Here is an 18,547-nt window from a genome sequence, read left to right as displayed (position 1 = left end):
CCTCCAGTAGGGGCATCCTTATTTCTAGTGTCAAGTACGCCTGAGTGCACTTGGATGTGAGTCATAATGCAATAAATTCTTTATGGGGGAACAACATGTCTGCCATTCCCCCATAAAGTTTTCAGTAACTTTTTATATTATTTGGAGTAAACATCTTCCTTCTTCAGGTAGCCGCTGTCGATAAGTATCTTGTCTATATTGGTTTTATCAACGGCTTCGGCAGCCAAAAGAATTGAAGGAACATCCATTTTTTCATTGTTTACCTTCTGATCGGCTCCGGGATCTTCACCCTTGGCCATTTTAATTGCTGCGTCTATTGCTGCTTCACCGAGCTTTCTGGTATCCTTGAATACAGTCATACCCTGAGTACCTTCAACTATTCTCTTTGCAGCAGACAATTCAGAGTCCTGACCGGTTATGGGCACCTTTCCTGCCAGGCCCTGAGCCGCTAAAGCCTGAATACATCCGCCGGCTGTACCGTCATTGGGAGCAAGTACGCCCTGAACATTATTGTTGTTGGCAGTTAAAGCATTTTCCATTAATTTGAGTGCGTTATCCGGTTTCCAGTCAACAACGGGCTGTTCCATAACAACTTTATAGTCTCCGCTGTCTATCTTGGGCTGCAGGTATTTGGCAGCGCCCTGCTTGAAGAGAGTTGCATTATTATCTGTAGGAGAACCTGCCAGCCATACTATGTTACCCTTATCCAGGTGTTCGGTTAACCATTTTCCCTGGAGTTCTCCAACCTTCACGTTGTCGAAGGAAAGATAAACATCCACATCAGTACCCATTACAAGTCTGTCGTAAGCAATAACCTTGATGCCTGCCTTGTGAGCTTTGTCAACTGTGGAGGCTGCTGCCTTGGCATCATGCGGAGCAAGGATTAATACGTCAATGCCTTGAGAAATCAGATTTTCAACCTGTGAATCCTGCTTTGCAGCATCCATGTTTGCAACCTGAACAGCAATCTCAACTCCTGCTTTCTTTGCAGCTTCTTCCATAGTAGCTTTGTCTCTGACCCATCTTTCCTCCTGCTGTGTTGGAAGAGAAAGACCGATCTTTATTTTCTTGTCTTTTGCTGGAGAAGATGTTGCGGTTGAACTGTTACTTGCTGAACTACCTGATGAATTGTTAGCGCCGCAGCCTGCAAATAGCGAGATCGACATAATACCTGCTAAAGCCATAGCAGCTATACGTACTGATTTTTTCATATACAATCCTCCCGAAATGTAATATTTTCTTATGCAACAGGGCTGTTACCAGCTTCGTTGCGGTACATTAACAGGATATATCATCAGGGGACTCAAGTCGCTAGAGAGAATTACTAAGGTCTTACCATAATTGCTATGATTTTTTTTATGACAACAATGCCTAGCATTATTTTAATATTAAAATAAGTAAGCCCGGAGCCGAAGGAAGGCAGATGCGTAAAAATACATGGAATAAAAAAGACCATGCATGTAATGAACAGGCATAGTCTTTTACTGAAGGCACAAGTATTTATTTATAGCTGACCGGCTTATTTCACAGGCCATTGATCCCTGGGGACATTCAAATACACATCTTCAAGCCTGTGAAATCCGTCATTTATCACTGTGTCCACAAGGTTGTCCTTTGTTACCACGATAGGCTCAACCTTTGCGTAGGGGATATCGTTTTCACCGTCGCTGATATATGTATTGCTTGCATAATAATTGTTTTTGAGCAATCCGAGAGCAACATCCACCGCTTTTTCCGCGAGCTGGTCAATAGGCTTGTAGACGGTCATTAGCTGCGTTCCCTCCGCCACACGCTGGCAGCCTGAAATATCTGCATCATGGCCTGCCACAGAGACCTTTCCGGCCAACTGCTGCTCTGAAAGAGCTTCTATGGCAGCACCGGCTAGGCTGTCATTGGCTGCCAGGATGGCATCGATTTTTTTACCGCCTTGAAGGGCCTTTTCCACACATTTGAACGAATCTTCCGGCCGCCAGTCGTTAGCCCATATTTCATCTACTATTTTTATGGATTTATCATAGATATATTTATCCAGAATGTTTTTATAGCCCTGATTGTACATGTAACTGTTATAGTCGGTCTTGGCCCCGTTGACTATGATGTAGTTTCCCATAGGCACTTTTGATACCATCATCGAAGCCATGTACTCCCCGATCTTGGTATTGTCAAAGGAGACATAGAAGTCTGTATTTGCATTCTTGATAAGGCGGTCATAACAGATGACCTTGATACCCTTCTTTTTGGCAAGATCTACGGCTTCGGCAGATTTCTCGGCGTCCTGAGGTACGATCAGAAGTATATCAATGTTTTGGTCAAGCAGGTATTTAACCTGCTTGATCTGATCGTCTATATTGTTGTTGGAGTTCTGGACAATAACATCTGCGCCCTTGGCCTTTGCTTTGGCCACAAGTATGTCCATGTCACGCTGCCAGCGTTCCTCCTGCAAGGTTGCCAGCGAGAAGCCGATTGTAATTTTACCGTTTTTACCGGCAGGGCTGTTTTTCTCCGGGCCGGTGGAACAGCCGGGAGAGAAAAGCATTGCCAAAATTAATACTGATCCTAACATCAAGACCTTTAACCGAACTTTTTTCATTTAAGAAACACCATCCTTGCTCATGTATAGAAGACTGTCCCTGTATTCGGTTGGTGTTACTCCAACCGCCTTTTTGAATATTCTGCTGAAATAATTAGGGTCGCCATAACCGATTTCATAGCATATTTCTTTTACGCTCATAAGACTGTTCTTCATGATGTCCTTAGCTTTTCCGATTCTCAGATTGGTAAGATAGTCAATAAAGTTTTCTCCCATTTCATCCTTAAAGAGCTTGCTGAAATAGTGAGGGCTTATATTCACTTCTCTGGATACCTCTTCGAGGGTGAGCTCTCCTCTGTAGTTTTCCTTAATATATTCAACGGCCTTTACAATCAGAGAATTGGTCTTCTTTTCCCTGGCTTCGGAAATGCCGTTGGTTATAAAATCTATTCTTTCTAGGCACCAATGTTTTAATTCGGTGAGGGTATCCAGCTTCTGAAGTTCCGATATCAGGTCAATACTGTCAGGATTTTGAGAGATATTATAGTCATAGGCCAGCCGGTGCAAAAGAATCATAATTTCCATAAGCTTGGCCCTGATTTTATTAACCGACCCATAGTATTCTATTGTCAGCCATTCGAATATATGACTAAAGGCCTGTATACACTCATCCCTGTTTCCCAGAGCAGCTTTTTCCAATAGCAGCTTTTCCTTTGACATGGGATACTTTTCGGCCGGAAGCTCTTTTTCAGTAGGTATGTCCGAAATATGGAGAATTCCGGTTCCGTTCATGAAGTGAATGGCACGCAGAGATTCTTCATAGGAGGGGCATATATTGTCAAAGCTGTCGTAGCAGCGGCCTATGCCAATATAAAAATCAGCATCCACCTTCTGGGAAATCTGATTATAGACATATTCTGCAATGCTCACTGCCTCCAGTCTTCTTGAATACTCTTCAACCTCGGTTTGCGCAGGTATATATACGATAATCCTGTTTAAAATCGCAGGGCCCATGAAACACCTGCACCTGCCCTTCATTATATCCCGAAGGTAAGGATAGAAGGATTGACTTTTTATGCTGAGGCCTATTCTGTTTACCATATGCCCGCAGTCGTTGGATTGTGCAAATTCAATGGTCATGATGTACCCGCCGTTTTCCTCTATCTCAAAGATATTGCGGTAGTTCTCCAGTTCCTTTGAGTTGTCGTCTAAAAAAAGCAGGGAATAAATAAAGCCGTTTTCCAAAATGGGAAGGATATTCTCCATTTTTTCCTTCATATCCAGCTCTTTTTTTCTCTTGCTTCGCTCCTTTTCAATATCATCAATACTTTTTTGAAGGGTAGAGATGATTTTTTCCCTGTTGACCGGTTTCAGCAGGTATTCTGAGACACCCAGCTTCAGGGCATCCTTTGCAAAGTCGAACTGGTCAAAGGCAGTAAGAATGACAAAAACACAATCCCGCAGTTTTCCCCGCAGCTCCCGGATAGCCTCAATACCGTTTATTCCCGGCATGTTTATATCCATGAATATAATATCCGGTATAAAGCGTTCGGCCTTTTCTATGGCTTCTCTGCCCGAACGGGCAGACTCTATCTGGAATACGCCGGAGAAGCTTTTATTTACTATAAACGAGAGAGAATCTATTACAATCTGTTCATCATCGGCAATCAATAACTTATACATGTGCCTCCTCCTTTACGCCTACCGGAATTCTCAAGCGGACAGAGGTTCCCATTCCGGGTGCGCTGTCAATACTGACTATATTGTCCTGACCGTAAAATAAATTGAGCCTGCTGATTACATTTCCCATACCGATTCCTGTGGTATGCCCTTTTTTTGCTTCCACACCGCCGGTCTGGTCCTGGCTCTGGACTTCCGTTTGCCCTTTTCCAAGCAGTTTGTCTATCTTTTCCTGGACCATTCCCGCACCATTGTCGGATACCGTTACCTCCACACAGGTTTTATGGCTCTTTGCCGAAAGAGCTATGATGCCTCCTGCCTCCGTATTGCCGATACCGTGAATAAAAGCATTTTCCACAATTGGCTGCAGTATCATGCAGGGCATTTCTATATCCGGCATGTCGGGCGGGATATCTTCAATAAATTGAATCCTGTCGGTAAACCGGGTTTTCAATATATAGATATAGGTGCTGATGTTGTCTATTTCTTCTCTCAGCGACACTGCCCTGTCCAGCTTTTTAAGGTTGTATCTGAAGAGGTTGGCTACATTTTCTATGAAATAACAGGTCTTATCTGCACCTTCCATCATGGCAATTTGCGCACCCGTATTGAGGGTGTTGAATATAAAGTGAGGGTTGATTTGCGATTGAAGTGCCTGAAGCTCTGCGTCCTTCAAATGGGTCTTCATAATAAGGTTCTGCAGCTCCTGCTCCTTCAGCTTGTTTTGCAGAAGGGCCCTCTCTTCAATAGCGCCTATATGATCCTTGATACTTGAGGCCATGGTATTAAAAGCGCTGGCCATGACGCTTATTTCATCATCCGTATCAAATTCTACCTGAGGTACATCGAAATTGCCTCTGGATATTTCGTTTGCTGCCTGGGACAGCTTTATAATCGGTTTAGTTGTTTTATAGGTAATAAGTATTATAAATACGAGGTTAAACAGGATGACTCCCAGAATGATGGCAATGTTTATCATCTGGACAAGGTCTATCCTGCCTGCAACTACGTGATACCTCTGGGTATTTTCCTTCAGAAGTTCATTGTTAAGCTTGCTGATATACATGTCAATATAGCCGTAAACCCTGTTGGCATCATTATAATAGGAGGTATACCTGTTTATATCACGGGCACGTTTAGCCAGGACAGCATTATCTGTAATCTCCAGATAATTTTTTATCATGTTTGTAATGTCTCTCTGAAGTAATCCGTTAGGGCTGTAGTCCGCTTCCTGGGACAGCCTTTGAGACAACTGCTGCAGTTTGTTCTTGGACCCTGCCAATCCTCTGAAACTGTCGGAATGGCTTGTGTCCAAATAGCTTTCCAGGTACTGTTGGACATCTGTAACAGTACCCTGAAGTTCATTCAGGGATATATTACTGACAAAAAGTGAGTCCATCTGATTCATAAGCATTTTTGCATTGTAATAGGTATAAAAACTTGCTGCAGCCATAAGAATGGTAGTTATCATAAAATAAAGAATCAGCTTTTTACGTATTCTGTTTTTTCTGAGCAATCTACCGACAAATTTTATCATATATCTATCCTTAATTAAATAGTATTAAGCCTATTTACCTGTTTCCTCAGCAGAGAGTGTATCCACATTGTCTTTTGTTACGGCATAAACCTGAGTGCCGACATATGCAGGTGTCCTTCGGGTAGTTTTCAGCTCCACCAGGGCTTTTACAGCTTTATAGCCCATCTCCTGGGGATTGCTGACCACACTTCCATAGATGACATTTTTCTCTATATACCTTAAAATTTCAGAATAGCTTCCATAGCCGATTACCTTGATCTGGCCAACCTTGTTCAGGTCAACAATTTTTTGGATTACTCCCAGGGTATCCCTTGGGTTTGTACAAAAAATGGTGTTTATCTGGGGGTTGTTGATTATCAGTTCATTTGCTATTTCTCCGGCACTGAAAATACCCATACCTGAAATACGGATGGCGGCAACATCAACCCTGCCCTTATACTGCTTTACGGCGTCCTTGAAACCTGTCACTCGAAGGTTTTGTGACACATCACTGGCCTCGGGATTGTAGCCGTTGAGTATTATGGCAACCTTTGCGTTTCCGCCGGTAGCCTCTGCCACCATCTTTCCGCCCACAGAACCAACTTCATAATTGTTGTTTCCTATATAGGCAAGCCTCCCACTATTCTTCGCATCGCTTTCTATGGTGACCACGGGGATATTGCTTTTGACGGAATTGTTAATAACCGGTGTGAACATGTTTTCATCAGGGACATGGGTGGCAATTCCATCTACGTTTGATGCCACTGCTATATTCAGGTATTGCAGCTCTTCCTCAGGATTGGTGAACCTGGGACTGTTGAATTCCACTGCTACGTTAAATTCCTTGGCAGCTTTGAAAGCTCCCTTTTTCACATCATTCCAAAAGGGGTCGTATGAACTGGGTGCTATGACTGCAAAATGGTAATCAGGCTTTTCAACGCTTTGGGCAAATTTTTCATCAAGTGGGCCCATGTCCTCTTTAAAGGGGTTTATTAGCATAATTACCGAAAAAATAGCTAGAACGAAGAGTAAGGAAATAAATAAGACAACAAACTTTTTCTTCTTGTTCATTATAACCTCTGGTTAGCTGCAAGTGCAGCGCACATATAGTGACTTACATATAAGGTGACTGTTGTTAATCTTAATAAAGAAATTTACGATATAAGATTATCAAATAAACACAAATAATACAACCTTAAAATAGTGCTAATTTAGTAAATTTCACTAAATACAACCTGGTAAATTTATTAAACTTATTATTATTTGTTTTGGAAAATCATTTCCCGGCTAAAAATCAAAAGCAGAAAATTTACTGTTATTAATACTAATAACCCAGTAATCTTCTGCTCTTTTAGAGATTTGTAATATTTTTTTCGGTATTTGAAGCCGGAGGACCTTGATTTGTAAAAACCCACTTACCGCAAACCGACCACATTGCCTTAACTACCTCGGGATCAAACTGAACTCCGCTGTTCTTCATTATTTCCCTTTTGCAATCTGCCCAACTCATAGCGCTGCGGTAGGGCCTGTCAAAAGTCATTGCGTCAATGGAATCTGCCACTGCGATTATCCGGGACCCAGGCGGAATCTGATTCTCCTTAAGACCTCCGGGATAGCCTTTCCCGTCCCAGCGTTCATGGTGATACAGTACGATTTCGGATATTTCCTTCATGTGCTGGGATTTATGTAAAATATTAAAGCCTATTTCAGGATGCCTTTTTATTTCTTCCCATTCCGCCGGCGATAATTTCCCCGGTTTGTTAAGCACTTTTTCAGAGATGCCTATCTTGCCGATGTCATGCAAATGTGCGGCCAGATGAATGGTCTCAAGCCTATGGCCCTTAAGGCCCAACTCCTTAGCTATATCATAGGTCATATCCGCCACCCTGTTGGAATGCCCGCTTGTATATTTGTCCTTTGCATCCATGGCAGTAGTAAGACACTCAATTACATCGTGAAGCCTTTCCTTTTCAAAAAGATGCCTTAAAAAGTTTCCCACCTATTTTGTCCTCCGTAAACCAGAGACAACGAATTCTTGAATTTTAAGCACAATCTGTGAAATTAAAGTTGTTGCTTGAAATTAGGTCACGAATATCCTGTCTCGCCTTATCAAAGTTCTTAAACAGTTGCAATGCATTTTCAGGGTTGTGATAAACCTTCCAGTAGCTGCAAAGCAAGCTGTTTTCCCCTTTGTGATAAATAAATCCTGTAACGTCTTCCACGGGTATGCCCAAAAATATGCCTATTTCATGAGGACATATGTGCTCAAACCGTTCTTTGAGCTTTAATATGCATTGTTCCAGTGTGATTTTTGAGGCATAGCCCATCCTGTTCAGGAAATCCCGGCAATCCCTCTTGTTAAGGCAGTCGTCCAATAAGTTTCTCTTGAAAAACAGCACTCTTACACTGCCTTTGGTGTCTCGGAGCTGGGTGTATTCCAGGGCGAGATTCCTGCAAACGTCAAGGCCGAACTTGTTCCAAAGCTCATACAGGTTTCTTCCGGCCGTTGTAAAGGTCATAAGGGAAGAGGGCTTCTCCTCCCTTATGACAGGAGCCGTTCCGTAAGCTACCATGGATAGCAGATAAGCTTCATCAGGGAGTTCATTGACTATATTTATAAAGTTTAATATTTGGTTCTGCTTTATCTCCATTTTCATCACTTCCCGGTTAATGATTTACAAAACTGGTGAGGCCGGTTAATACCCTGTAGGCGGCTATGCCAGGGCAAGTTTTCTGCCAAGTTCCCTGCAAAGTTCCAGGCCGGCCTCGTCAGGAGTGTTATGTACCTTAAGACCCACATCGGCAAGCTTTACCCCAAGAGAAGTCATTCGCTCTTCCCAGTCCGCCATCCACTGCCCGTCTCCCCAGTCAAATGAGCCAAACAATACCACGGGCTTGCCCTTCAGATCCAGGCCTTCCATTGCCTGCACAAAGGGTTCCATCTCCGATTCCTCCAACACTTCACAACCCATGGACGGGCAGCCCAGAGCGACGGCATCGGAATCTTCAATATCCTTAAGGGTGGCGCTGCCAACCTCCTTCACGTCTACGGAAATATCCTGACCCTTCGCACCTTCGGCAACTGCCAGTGCCATCTGCTGGGTATTTCCAGTTCCGCTCCAATAAATAACCGCTATATTTTTCATAAGCAACCTCCTGCATATTTGTATTCCCCTATGAGGGACAGGCGTAACCCGTATCATTCTCCATTGATTTCAAAAGTTCCAGCAGGGAGGAGGCGCTGCTGCTGTGGCTTCTCACAACATTGATATTTTTCTTTTTTGCCTCCTTGAGTGCAGTCAGCATCATTTTGTGTGATACGGTAGATGTAAAAAGAACGATGCTGTCGGGAGTTCCGATAAGTTTGTCAAATCTGGCAGGCATTTGGGTGTAGACTTTTACCCTGTGCCCCCTGCGAGAACATATCTCCTTGTACTCCTCCTGCATCCTGTCATGGCCTCCTACTAAAACTATACTCATATTATAGCTCCTTTCTGATCGTGGGCGATCGTACATACTGCATTCCCGGCCGGGCTGAGCCGGCTTGGTGAGGCGCTGGGGCCTCCGGGCTGTAAATAATCTGAAAACTTCAATATATATACCTAGGTGTGTCTCCTGGTTTACAAAATCAAATGCATTTGATAATGATAATCATTATCAATATCTTGTTAAGATTTTACCAACTTATGAGTATAAAGTCAATATTTATTTGGATTCAGGAAATCAGGTGGAAGGGATTGCGAGTATTTTATAAGATTTAAACAAAAAAATATGTTAATAACTCGTTGACTTTTGTCGAATATTGATATAATATTTAAGTGGACATATCAACATAACAATATAATAACATGTTATATTGCTCAAGGAGGAAAGCAATGGTAGGAATGATACCAAAATACTATCTGGTCAAACAGAGGATAGTGGAAATGATAAACAATGAAGAGATAGGTCCGGACGGCATGATCCCCAGTGAGAGAGAGCTGATGGGAAGCTTTGGAATCAGCAGGATTACTGCGAAAAAGGCTATTGATGATCTTGTTAACGAGGGGTATCTCTACAGAATTCAGGGAAAAGGAACCTTTGTAAAAAAGGACACGCTTGACCAGGATCTCATATCCATTACCAGTTGTACACAGGATATTGTCAGACTTGGCATGACTCCCTCAAAGCGCCTGCTGGCGGCAGAAGTTATTGAAGCGGACCGGACCAGGATAAAAAAGCTCCAGCTTTCAAACGGAGAAAAGGTATTCAAGGTAAAAAGGGTTTATTATGCGGATAATGAACCAATAAACCTTACTACAACATATTTGCCCTGCAAGACGTATCCTCTGATAGAAACCTACGATTTCGGAGTGGCTTCCATTTACAATATTCTTGAGAGCAAATACAATACCAGGATTACAAAAGCAACAAGATCCATTGAAGCAGTGCTGGCTGTGGATGAGGTTGCCAGAGAGCTCCGGATAAAGGAAGGAGACCCTGTTCTTCTGTTCAGGGCTATAACCTACGGTATGATAAATGGACGGGAAATCCCTATAGAAACTTTTAAAAGCTTTTATAGATCCGGAAAATTCAAATTTTACATTAATCAGGTTCACAAGTAGTTATTAGCATTATATAAATTCTGAATCAACAGAAATGCCAGGTGAAAAAAGTATAATTTGCCACGGCTTGGTTTTTTGCACCCCAAAATAGCCTGAGAAGTGGCTCTTTATAAAAAAGAAGTCTTAATGTCGCGGCTAAGACTTATGTTTTAATCAAATATTAAATTCACAAACAAAACAGTATCAGAGGAGTGTTTGACATGGGAAAAATGAAATTTGCAAAAAAGCTGTCTTTAGTAATTGTAATGGCGATTTTAGCCTCCATGCTTTTTGCAGGCTGTTCCGCCAAAACCAACGACTTGGGAATTGCACTTATTACTTCCGCAGCGGGACCCAACGACAAGGGATATAATCAATCGGCGGTTGCCGGACTGGAAAAGGTGAAAAACGAATTGGGCATCAATTATAAGGTGGTGGAGACCTCGGATGTCCCTGGAAGCTTGACGCAACTGGCCGGAGCAGGCTATAAGCTGATTTTCAGCCTGGAATACAACTTTGATGCACTTATCAAGGGAGTGGGAGGAAATAAGCCTATTGCGGAACAGTATCCGGATACAACCTTTGTCATATTCAATGATAATCCGAATGTGAACGAGGACGGAACCGTTAAGCACAAAAATGTTGTTTCTGTAATGTTTGATGTCCATGAAGCTTCTTTTATAGCCGGAGCATTGAGTGCACTTGTCAATGAAAATGCCTCTGAACTGTTTAATACTTCGGACTATGCACTGACGGCAGGAGATGCTGGAAGAAAGGTCGGTTTCCTTGGAGGAACCAAGTCAAACGGTATAACTGTATTTGGCTATGGCTATGCTGAAGGAATCAACTATGTTGCAAAAGAACTGGGTGTCAAATACACCTTCTACAGTGACTACAATGCGGGCTTCAGCGACTCGGCAGCAGGTGCCACAAAAGCAAACACATATTATTCTGACGGCGCAAACATTGTATATGCGGTAGCGGGTGCCGTAGGCGACGGTGTAACCGCCAAGGCAAAAGAAGTCAAAAAGCTTGCCATAGAAGTGGATGCAAACAAGGACAGCAATCAGCCGGGCTATATACTCACAAGTGTTTTGAAGAATACGGAAGTACCTGTATATGAAATCGCAAAGAATTTTAAGGAAAAAACCATGGACAAGGTAAACGGCAAGGTGCTGAGCTATAATCTGGCATCGGGAGCCACAGGAATCACCGACCTCAGTGTAATAGAATCCAAAATCAAGCCTGAAGGCAAGGCCAAGTGGAATGAAATCAGGACAGAAATCAAGACAATAGCAGATAAGATAGGCGGCGGAGAAATCAAGGTAACAGATGCCCAGGCCGGAGAAGCCTTTGACAAATCACTTCTTGCAAACCTGAATATGCCCAATGACTAAGGCTTAAAAACCTGCGGAAGCTGATTGCTGTTAAATATTTTTGTTTAAGAAGGCGGTAAATATGTACGCAATAGAAGCTGTTAATTTGACAAAAAAATATGGCGACTTTGTTGCTAACGAAGATATAAATATTTCTATTGAGCAGGGTGAAATTACCGCAATAGTAGGTGAAAACGGAGCCGGAAAGACAACTCTCATGAACATGTTCTTTGGACTTCAGCGTCCCACCGGCGGAGAACTGAAAGTACAGGGTAAAGAGGTTTCCTTTAATTCTTCGTTAGATGCAATAAACTGCGGATTGGGTATGGTGCACCAGCATTTCAAGCTGGTGCCCAGCCTTACCGTATTTGAAAATATACTTCTTGGTGCTGAATTAAAAAAGAATTTTGGAATATTTGGGAAGGCAGGCTTCAAAAGCCCGATAATTGACCGCAGCCTGGAGCGTAAAACCGTACAGAAGCTTATTGATGATTATAAATTTGAACTTAATTCAGAGGACATAGTAGATAGCATTTCCATAGGTGCGAAGCAAAGAGTTGAAATACTGAAAATGCTTTACCGGAATGTGGATATACTGATATTTGACGAACCTACGGCGGTTTTGACTCCCCAGGAGGTGGATGAGCTCCTTGCAAGCTTCAAAGAGCTTAAAAATCAGGGTAAGACAATAATACTGATTACTCATAAGCTAAGGGAAGTAATGGAGGTCAGTGACAAGGTTGTTGTTATAAAACGCGGCAGGGTTGTAGGGACAAGAAACACGAAGGACACCGATGCCGCCGAACTGGCCAGGCTTATGGTCGGGCGTGAGGTTATTCTCAATGTCAACAAGGAGGATAGGGATACCAGCCGAAGTAAGGTGGTATACTCAGTAAAAAACCTAAGTACGGTTAATAATTTCGGAAAGAAAGTTCTTGATGATATATCGTTTGACATAAAAGAAGGAGAAATACTTGGAGTCGCAGGTGTTGAGGGCAATGGACAAAGCGAGCTGGTGAGGGTTCTCTCAGGGCTGATGGAGTCTACCGGAGGCAGTGTAAGCCTCCATAACCAGGATATAACCAACTGGTGGCCGGGAGAATTGCGTGCCTCAGGTGTGGGAATAGTTCCAGAAGACAGGTATGCCCAGGGTCTTTGCAAGGATATGACCATATCGGACAATCTGATAGCGGGCTATCATAATAATCCCTGCCTTTGCAAAAATGGTCTTCTGATGAAGAAGGAAATCGAAAAGCAGGGCGACAGGCTTATAGAAAAATATGATATACGAATAGCGGAAAGGAATGGTAATGTTTCTCAGCTTTCGGGAGGCAATGCACAGAAAATAATAGTAGCCAGGGAATTTGACTCTGATCCCAAACTCCTGCTGGTAAGCCAGCCCACACGGGGAGTGGATATAGGATCGATAGAATTTATCCATAGAAAAATCCTTGAGCTTAGAGCTGCAGGTAAAGCCATTTTACTGGTGTCAAGCGAACTCAGTGAAATAATGAACCTGAGTGACAGGATTATTGTAATGTACAAGGGCAAAATTGTCGGAGAGCTTCCCGGGAAAAATGCCGGCAGTGAACGGCTGGGGCTTATGATGGCAGGGCTTCCGGCAGAGTAAGGCGGAAGGCTGAAAGAAATGGGGAAATACCAAAGGGGGTGCCGGGTCCATGCCGTTTCTTTCACGACGTTATGCAAAATTGATGGCATGGACATAATTATGAAAAAACGCGACACAATTCTAAGAAGCATATATAATGTTTTATTTCCGGTAATAGGTGCTCTTTTTCTGGGAGGAATAGTAATAGCTGCAATAGGTGAAAATCCTTTTACAACCTATGCGATAATGATCCAAAAATCACTGCTCAGTGGGGGCGGGTTGCTGAAAACCCTGCATTTTGCAGCACCTTTAATATTGACCGGCCTTGCGATAGCTATAACCTTTAAAGCAAATATTTTCAACATGGGCGTGGAGGGTCAGGCGGTTCTGGGAGCCTTTTTTGCCGGAGTAGTGGGTTTTACAGTAAAGGGACTCCCCCCTGTCCTTCACATCGGATTGTGCGTATTGACGGGAATGGTGGTGGGAATGCTGTTTGCCCTTATCCCTGCTGTTCTTAAGGCGTATTTTAATGTCAATGAAATGGTTGTAACCCTTATGCTTAACTATGTGGTTGTAGAAATAGTAAAATTTTTGTCACAGGGGGTGTTTAAGGACCCCGGTTCAGGCTATGTATCCACCTATCCGATTGCCGACAGTGCCATGTTTAAAAAGCTATTCAATTCCGATCTGACTGCATTTTTCTTTATAGCACTGATTGTCTTCGGGCTTATGTATGTTGTATTCAAATATTCAAAGCTGGGATATGAAGTGACGGCAATAGGTAAGAATCCGGAGTTTTCCGAAGCTACGGGAATGAAGGTGAGCAGGAAGATAATGACTATAATGCTGATCAGCGGAGCAATCAGCGGGCTTGCCGGGGCAGGCTTCCTGATGAGTGAAAAATTCAGGTTCACCCTTGATTTTTCAGGCAGTCCAGGGCTCGGGTGGGATGGTATGCTGATTGCGCTTCTGGGAAGCCACAATCCGGTGGGAATTCTTATTGCAGCCATATTTTATTCAGCCTTGAAGACAGGGAGCGATTACATCAGTGTATTTACCAATGTGCCTAAGGATATTGTAGGAGTTATACAGGGCATGCTGATACTTTTGCTTTCCGTAAAATTTTTGAACAGAAATTTCAATCTGGCCGACAGGCTTAAAGCCATCTGGAAAAAGGCCGGAAGCAAAGGACGCAAGGCTTTATAACTTTAAATGACAGAGGTAAACGAATATGAACCTATTGAGTAATATCTTATACGACATGATCTATCACAGTGCCCCGCTCATACTGGCTGTGCTAGGCGGGCTGTTTGCACATAAGGCAAATGTGCTTAATATAGGGCTGGAGGGAATGATGCTCATGGGAGCCTTCAGCAGCACACTGTTTGTAATGCTTACGGGAAATTTGTGGATAGGTATTTTATTAAGTGTTTTCTGTACCTTGATACTGGGATTGATATTTTCCTTCTTCGGCATAAGCCTAAAGAGCAACTTTATAATTACCGGATTCGGAATAAACATATTCGTACTGGCGTTAAGCTCCTTTATGCTCAAGCACTTGCAGATGGCCAATATCAATGTCAGTTCAATCATTAATGTAACAGGTTTGAAAATCAATATTCCGATTATCAGGGATATACCTGTATTGGGCAGCCTCCTGAGCGGACATACCGCTATCACCTATCTGAGCTTCATACTCATAATTGTTGTATCAATAATAATGTATAAAACAAAATTCGGTGTTTACGTCAGAGTAGTGGGTGAAAACGAGGAAGCCGCAAAATCTGTCGGAATAAACGGAACTTATATCAAATATGCGGCGGTGCTCATAGGAGCAGCCCTCTGTGCCCTGGCCGGAGCCAACCTTGCAGTTGAAAGAATGGCATTGTTTACAAATAATATGACAGCCGGAAGAGGGTTTATTGCCATAGCTGCCATATACTGCGGAGGGGCTAAGCCGGTAAAGTCAAGCGTATACGCAATCATATTCGGACTTGCAAAGTCTCTGGCCATAAACCTTGCCTTATTTGCCGGACCTGTTTCAGGCCTGTTTGAAGTAGTGCCTTACCTGATGATTGTGGTCGTACTGTTTGCGGTTTCGGCTCTTGAGGCCCGCCGTACAAAAATAAGGGGGTTTAAGCTTGAATAATACAGCGCTGGTCATTGTAGACATGGTAAAGGATTTTACAGATCCGGAAGGACTGGTATTCTACCCTCAGAATCGTGAAATCCTGCCCAGAATCAAGCATGTATTGGAGGAATGCAGGAAGCACGGTGTCCTGATAATTTTCCTCCAGCACAGCTACAGAAAAGATAAATATGATAAAAATCTTGCAAATATGCGTCCCAACTGTATTGAAGGTACGGGAGGAGATGCGGTTGATCCTATGCTGGAAGTAGATGCTGCAAGGGATTATGTAATTAAAAAAAGACGCTACAGCGGTTTTGTAGGAACCGACCTGGATATGGTTTTAAGAGAAAACGGCATCAAAAACCTGATAATTACAGGTACAAAAACAAACTGCTGCATACGTGCCACCGTCACCGATGCCTATAATCTGGATTACATCCCAATAGTGGTGTCGGACTGCGTAGCCACCAACGATGAAACCGTAAACCAGGTTCATCTGTCGGATATTAAAAAGTATCTGGGAAAGGTTGTGACTTCACGGGAGCTGTTTGACTATCTGGAAAAGGGGGAGCTTGACTGATGAAATATGATGTTTTGGTGAATGGCTATGTCAGTCTGGACAGGATAATCAGAACTTCTACTCCGCTGAGATACGGATATACGTCGCTTGTTGTAAACAGTGACAATGCCAGGATTCAATACGGAGGCTGTTCCACAAATATTGCCTATCTTATGGCGAAATTAAATATGAAGGCGCTGCCGCTCATCAGAGTGGGCGGGGATGATTATATGGAAACAGGTTTTTATGACTACCTGAAAAATGCTGGAGTATGCATGGAAGCGGTGGAGATTGTTCCCGGAGAAACCACTTCCAACTGCTACCTTATAGCAGACCCGGAAAACAACCATGTTACCATTTTCTATACCGGCGCAATGGACAAAAAGTATGCCGGAGAAATGAACCCGGAATTCTTCCGGGAAGCTGGGCTGGGGATTATGACGGTGGGTTCGTATGAAGACAACCTGGAGTTTTACGGGCAATGCAGAGCCCACAATGTACCGCTTGTCTTTGGTATGAAGTGCGATTATGATGCATTCCCCGAGGAATTTTTCAAGGAAGTTCTGACGTACAGCAGGATTATATTCTGCAATGAGTCTGAACGGGGAGAGATAGAAAGGATTTTCGGGCTGAAGGATATTACCGGACTCTTTGAAAAGGCAAATGCAGAAATAATTGTTACAACCCTGGGTAAAAAAGGGAGCGTTTACTACCACAAGACAAGGGACGGTATAAACTCAGGCAGCATAGCTGCAGCGGAATTCGGCAGGGTGGTGGACACCACCGGCTCGGGGGATGCTTTTATGTCCGGCTTTTTGTACGGCTATCTTAAAGGGATGGAAGTCAAAGATTGCTGCAGCCTGGGCAGTGTTCTGTCTTCTTTTATCATAGAAAAGGCGGGATGTACTACCAATGCCCCCGGTGAAGAGGAATTTCTCAGGCGTTTTAATCAGTTTATCAAGGGAGAAGAGTAAAATGCAGACTTTATATTCAAAAACAGAGGAAAAAGATATAGCTAAATATGTGCTGTTTTCAGGAGATCCCTGGAGGGTGGAAACCGTGGCAAAGCAACTGGAGGATGTAAGGCATATAGCCTTTGCCAGGGAATTCAACACTTATACCGGCTGGTATAAAGGGGTCAGGATAACCGTTACCTCCACAGGGATAGGTGCTCCCTCGGCCGCCATTGCCATGGAGGAAATGTACCAGTGCGGCATGGAGGTAGCTGTGCGTATGGGCACCACCATGGGTTTGAAGGACGACCTGCTGGGAAAGCTTATTATCCCCACAGGGGCAATGAGGGAGGAAGCCACCAGTAAAACATACGTGCCGGAGTCCTTTCCGGCGGTTGCAGATATAGGCCTGATTAACTGCATGAATAAAAGCACACTGGAAAACGGCAGGGAATATGTGAACGGAATTACCTGCACCATGGACGGGTTTTACAGCCAGATGCGTGATTCACGTTTGTCTGAAAAGATGAACAGGGATATTGGTCAAACCTTTGAGGCTCTTAAAAAATACAATATTTCAGCGGTGGATATGGAGTCAAGCTGTATGCTGGTATTGGCAAACCTCATGGGCATAAAGGGCTGTATTGTCACAATGACTACTGTTCTTGAAAATCTGAAGGATTTTCTGAAGGGGGATGCCCGCACAAAGTCGGAAGAGGATTTATGCAGGATAGCTCTTGACGGGCTTGTAATTTATGACAGAGAGGTGGCAGGGAAATGAAGGAGTTAAATTTTAAGGATAAAAGTCTTGTAATAGGGATGGTACATTGCCTTGCACTGCCCGGAACACCAAATTTCTGCGGCGATATGAAAAAGGTGACGGAGCAGGCTGTAAGGGATGCCATAACACTGGAAAAGTCGGGAATGGACGCCATAATAATTGAAAATATGGGTGACGGAACCTTTGGCATAAATCTGGATATTGAGCAGTCCTGTGCACTGGCCGCCATCAGTGCTATTGTAGCCCAGAATGTAACCATACCGGTGGGAATAGATGCGGCAATGAATGATTATGCAACGGCATTTTCCATCGCCAAGGCTGTGGATGCCGGGTTTGTGAGAATACCTGTATTTGTGGATACCGTTGAATTCTTTGGAGGCATCATTTCACCGTGTGCCCGTGCTGCTATGAAGTTCCGGAAAAATCTCCAGGCGGAAAATGTAAAAATTCTGGCGGACATCCAGGTCAAGCACACACATATGCTGCTCCCCCACGTGACGATAGAGGATTCCGCAAAGGCCGCCGAGGCCTGCGGTGCTGATGCAATCATTGTAACCGGAACTCATATAGGAGTTGAAACTCCCATTGACATTATAAAGAGGGTAAAAAAGATAACAAAGCTTCCCATCATTGCCGGAAGCGGTGTCAAAACCTCCAATATAAAGGAACAGCTACAAATTGCAGACGGTGCCATAGTGGGTTCCAGTCTGAAAGAAGGCGGGATTATAGAAAATCCTGTCTCGCCGGAGCTTTGCACCCGGCTTATTGAGGCCTTGAACTCATAGGAGGTCCAGGGGTCTGATACCGATTTGATGAAAGCTTACTAAAA

General features: G+C 43.5%; 18 protein-coding genes. 9 read left to right on the top strand and 9 right to left on the bottom strand.

Going from position 1 to position 18,547, the window contains the following annotated elements:
- Positions 1-137: 137 nt before the first annotated feature.
- The 9 genes from CLHUN_RS03210 to CLHUN_RS03170 all read right to left on the bottom strand — a co-directional run bounded on the left by CLHUN_RS03210 (position 138) and on the right by CLHUN_RS03170 (position 9,206).
- Positions 138-1,211 carry a sugar ABC transporter substrate-binding protein gene (locus tag CLHUN_RS03210; protein ID WP_080063122.1) on the bottom strand — a complete coding sequence of 358 codons (1,074 nt, stop codon included), beginning with the start codon at positions 1,209-1,211 and terminating at the stop codon, positions 138-140.
- A gap of 308 nt (positions 1,212-1,519) precedes the next feature.
- Positions 1,520-2,590, bottom strand: coding sequence for a sugar ABC transporter substrate-binding protein (locus CLHUN_RS03205; protein ID WP_080063121.1), 1,071 nt, complete (start codon positions 2,588-2,590; stop codon positions 1,520-1,522).
- Positions 2,591-4,213, bottom strand: coding sequence for a response regulator (locus CLHUN_RS03200; RefSeq protein ID WP_080063120.1), 1,623 nt, complete (start codon positions 4,211-4,213; stop codon positions 2,591-2,593).
- Positions 4,206-5,747 carry a sensor histidine kinase gene (locus CLHUN_RS03195; protein ID WP_080063119.1) on the bottom strand — a complete coding sequence of 514 codons (1,542 nt, stop codon included), beginning with the start codon at positions 5,745-5,747 and terminating at the stop codon, positions 4,206-4,208. The genes CLHUN_RS03200 and CLHUN_RS03195 overlap by 8 nt, the downstream gene beginning before the upstream one ends.
- A 30-nt stretch (positions 5,748-5,777) precedes the next feature.
- On the bottom strand, positions 5,778-6,797 hold the full coding sequence (locus tag CLHUN_RS03190; RefSeq protein WP_080063118.1) for a substrate-binding domain-containing protein: 1,020 nt from the start codon (positions 6,795-6,797) through the stop codon (positions 5,778-5,780).
- A gap of 280 nt (positions 6,798-7,077) precedes the next feature.
- Positions 7,078-7,653 carry an HD-GYP domain-containing protein gene (locus CLHUN_RS03185; RefSeq protein WP_080063212.1) on the bottom strand — a complete coding sequence of 192 codons (576 nt, stop codon included), beginning with the start codon at positions 7,651-7,653 and terminating at the stop codon, positions 7,078-7,080.
- A 115-nt stretch (positions 7,654-7,768) separates the two neighbouring features.
- Positions 7,769-8,377, bottom strand: coding sequence for a DUF3793 family protein (locus tag CLHUN_RS03180; RefSeq protein ID WP_080063117.1), 609 nt, complete (start codon positions 8,375-8,377; stop codon positions 7,769-7,771).
- A 63-nt stretch (positions 8,378-8,440) separates the two neighbouring features.
- The gene (locus tag CLHUN_RS03175) at positions 8,441-8,872 is read right to left on the bottom strand and encodes a flavodoxin (RefSeq protein WP_080063116.1); all 432 of its coding nucleotides are present in this window, start codon (positions 8,870-8,872) and stop codon (positions 8,441-8,443) included.
- Positions 8,873-8,900: 28 nt separating this feature from the next.
- A complete protein-coding gene (locus CLHUN_RS03170; RefSeq protein WP_080063115.1) occupies positions 8,901-9,206 on the bottom strand; it encodes a DUF2325 domain-containing protein in 306 nt (101 codons plus the stop codon).
- A gap of 395 nt (positions 9,207-9,601) precedes the next feature.
- Here CLHUN_RS03170 and CLHUN_RS03165 point away from each other — a divergent pair, with 395 nt between their 5' ends.
- The 9 genes from CLHUN_RS03165 (at position 9,602) to CLHUN_RS03125 (ending at position 18,503) form a co-directional block, all read left to right on the top strand.
- A complete protein-coding gene (locus tag CLHUN_RS03165) occupies positions 9,602-10,330 on the top strand; it encodes a GntR family transcriptional regulator (protein ID WP_080063114.1) in 729 nt (242 codons plus the stop codon).
- A 200-nt stretch (positions 10,331-10,530) separates the two neighbouring features.
- Positions 10,531-11,706, top strand: a complete 1,176-nt coding sequence (locus tag CLHUN_RS03160; protein ID WP_207559131.1) for a BMP family lipoprotein — start codon at positions 10,531-10,533, stop codon at positions 11,704-11,706.
- 61 nt (positions 11,707-11,767) lie between these two features.
- A complete protein-coding gene (locus CLHUN_RS03155; RefSeq protein WP_080063113.1) occupies positions 11,768-13,315 on the top strand; it encodes an ABC transporter ATP-binding protein in 1,548 nt (515 codons plus the stop codon).
- A gap of 99 nt (positions 13,316-13,414) precedes the next feature.
- Positions 13,415-14,500, top strand: a complete 1,086-nt coding sequence (locus tag CLHUN_RS03150; RefSeq protein ID WP_080063210.1) for an ABC transporter permease — start codon at positions 13,415-13,417, stop codon at positions 14,498-14,500.
- Between the two features lie 25 nt (positions 14,501-14,525).
- Positions 14,526-15,443, top strand: a complete 918-nt coding sequence (locus tag CLHUN_RS03145) for an ABC transporter permease (protein ID WP_080063112.1) — start codon at positions 14,526-14,528, stop codon at positions 15,441-15,443.
- Entirely contained in the window at positions 15,436-16,005 is a 570-nt protein-coding gene (locus CLHUN_RS03140) for a cysteine hydrolase family protein (RefSeq protein ID WP_080063111.1), read from the top strand. The genes CLHUN_RS03145 and CLHUN_RS03140 overlap by 8 nt, the downstream gene beginning before the upstream one ends.
- Positions 16,005-16,958, top strand: coding sequence for a carbohydrate kinase family protein (locus CLHUN_RS03135; protein ID WP_080063110.1), 954 nt, complete (start codon positions 16,005-16,007; stop codon positions 16,956-16,958). The genes CLHUN_RS03140 and CLHUN_RS03135 overlap by 1 nt, the downstream gene beginning before the upstream one ends.
- Position 16,959: 1 nt before the next feature.
- Positions 16,960-17,718: a nucleoside phosphorylase gene (locus CLHUN_RS03130; protein ID WP_080063109.1), complete on the top strand. Its 759-nt coding sequence runs from the start codon at positions 16,960-16,962 to the stop codon at positions 17,716-17,718.
- Positions 17,715-18,503, top strand: coding sequence for a BtpA/SgcQ family protein (locus CLHUN_RS03125; RefSeq protein ID WP_080063108.1), 789 nt, complete (start codon positions 17,715-17,717; stop codon positions 18,501-18,503). Before CLHUN_RS03130 ends, CLHUN_RS03125 begins: the two co-directional genes overlap by 4 nt.
- Positions 18,504-18,547: the final 44 nt, after the last annotated feature.

This window comes from Ruminiclostridium hungatei, from assembly GCF_002051585.1.
GTDB classification, from domain to species: Bacteria; Bacillota; Clostridia; order Acetivibrionales; family DSM-1351; genus Ruminiclostridium; species Ruminiclostridium hungatei.
Note: the sequence above shows the minus strand (reverse complement) of the source record. Positions and strands in the feature narration are given on the sequence as shown.

What these genes read in the sequence shown, in the direction of transcription:
- CLHUN_RS03130 (WP_080063109.1), top strand. Translation starts at nt 16,960, where the DNA reads ATGCAGACTTTATATTCAAAAACAGAGGAAAAAGATATAGCTAAATAT.
- CLHUN_RS03190 (WP_080063118.1), bottom strand. Translation starts at nt 6,797, where the DNA reads ATGAACAAGAAGAAAAAGTTTGTTGTCTTATTTATTTCCTTACTCTTC.
- CLHUN_RS03210 (WP_080063122.1), bottom strand. Translation starts at nt 1,211, where the DNA reads ATGAAAAAATCAGTACGTATAGCTGCTATGGCTTTAGCAGGTATTATG.
- CLHUN_RS03180 (WP_080063117.1), bottom strand. Translation starts at nt 8,377, where the DNA reads ATGGAGATAAAGCAGAACCAAATATTAAACTTTATAAATATAGTCAAT.
- CLHUN_RS03165 (WP_080063114.1), top strand. Translation starts at nt 9,602, where the DNA reads ATGGTAGGAATGATACCAAAATACTATCTGGTCAAACAGAGGATAGTG.
- CLHUN_RS03185 (WP_080063212.1), bottom strand. Translation starts at nt 7,653, where the DNA reads ATGGATGCAAAGGACAAATATACAAGCGGGCATTCCAACAGGGTGGCG.
- CLHUN_RS03145 (WP_080063112.1), top strand. Translation starts at nt 14,526, where the DNA reads ATGAACCTATTGAGTAATATCTTATACGACATGATCTATCACAGTGCC.
- CLHUN_RS03125 (WP_080063108.1), top strand. Translation starts at nt 17,715, where the DNA reads ATGAAGGAGTTAAATTTTAAGGATAAAAGTCTTGTAATAGGGATGGTA.
- CLHUN_RS03200 (WP_080063120.1), bottom strand. Translation starts at nt 4,213, where the DNA reads ATGTATAAGTTATTGATTGCCGATGATGAACAGATTGTAATAGATTCT.
- CLHUN_RS03195 (WP_080063119.1), bottom strand. Translation starts at nt 5,747, where the DNA reads ATGATAAAATTTGTCGGTAGATTGCTCAGAAAAAACAGAATACGTAAA.
- CLHUN_RS03160 (WP_207559131.1), top strand. Translation starts at nt 10,531, where the DNA reads ATGGGAAAAATGAAATTTGCAAAAAAGCTGTCTTTAGTAATTGTAATG.
- CLHUN_RS03170 (WP_080063115.1), bottom strand. Translation starts at nt 9,206, where the DNA reads ATGAGTATAGTTTTAGTAGGAGGCCATGACAGGATGCAGGAGGAGTAC.
- CLHUN_RS03155 (WP_080063113.1), top strand. Translation starts at nt 11,768, where the DNA reads ATGTACGCAATAGAAGCTGTTAATTTGACAAAAAAATATGGCGACTTT.
- CLHUN_RS03175 (WP_080063116.1), bottom strand. Translation starts at nt 8,872, where the DNA reads ATGAAAAATATAGCGGTTATTTATTGGAGCGGAACTGGAAATACCCAG.
- CLHUN_RS03150 (WP_080063210.1), top strand. Translation starts at nt 13,415, where the DNA reads ATGAAAAAACGCGACACAATTCTAAGAAGCATATATAATGTTTTATTT.
- CLHUN_RS03205 (WP_080063121.1), bottom strand. Translation starts at nt 2,590, where the DNA reads ATGAAAAAAGTTCGGTTAAAGGTCTTGATGTTAGGATCAGTATTAATT.
- CLHUN_RS03135 (WP_080063110.1), top strand. Translation starts at nt 16,005, where the DNA reads ATGAAATATGATGTTTTGGTGAATGGCTATGTCAGTCTGGACAGGATA.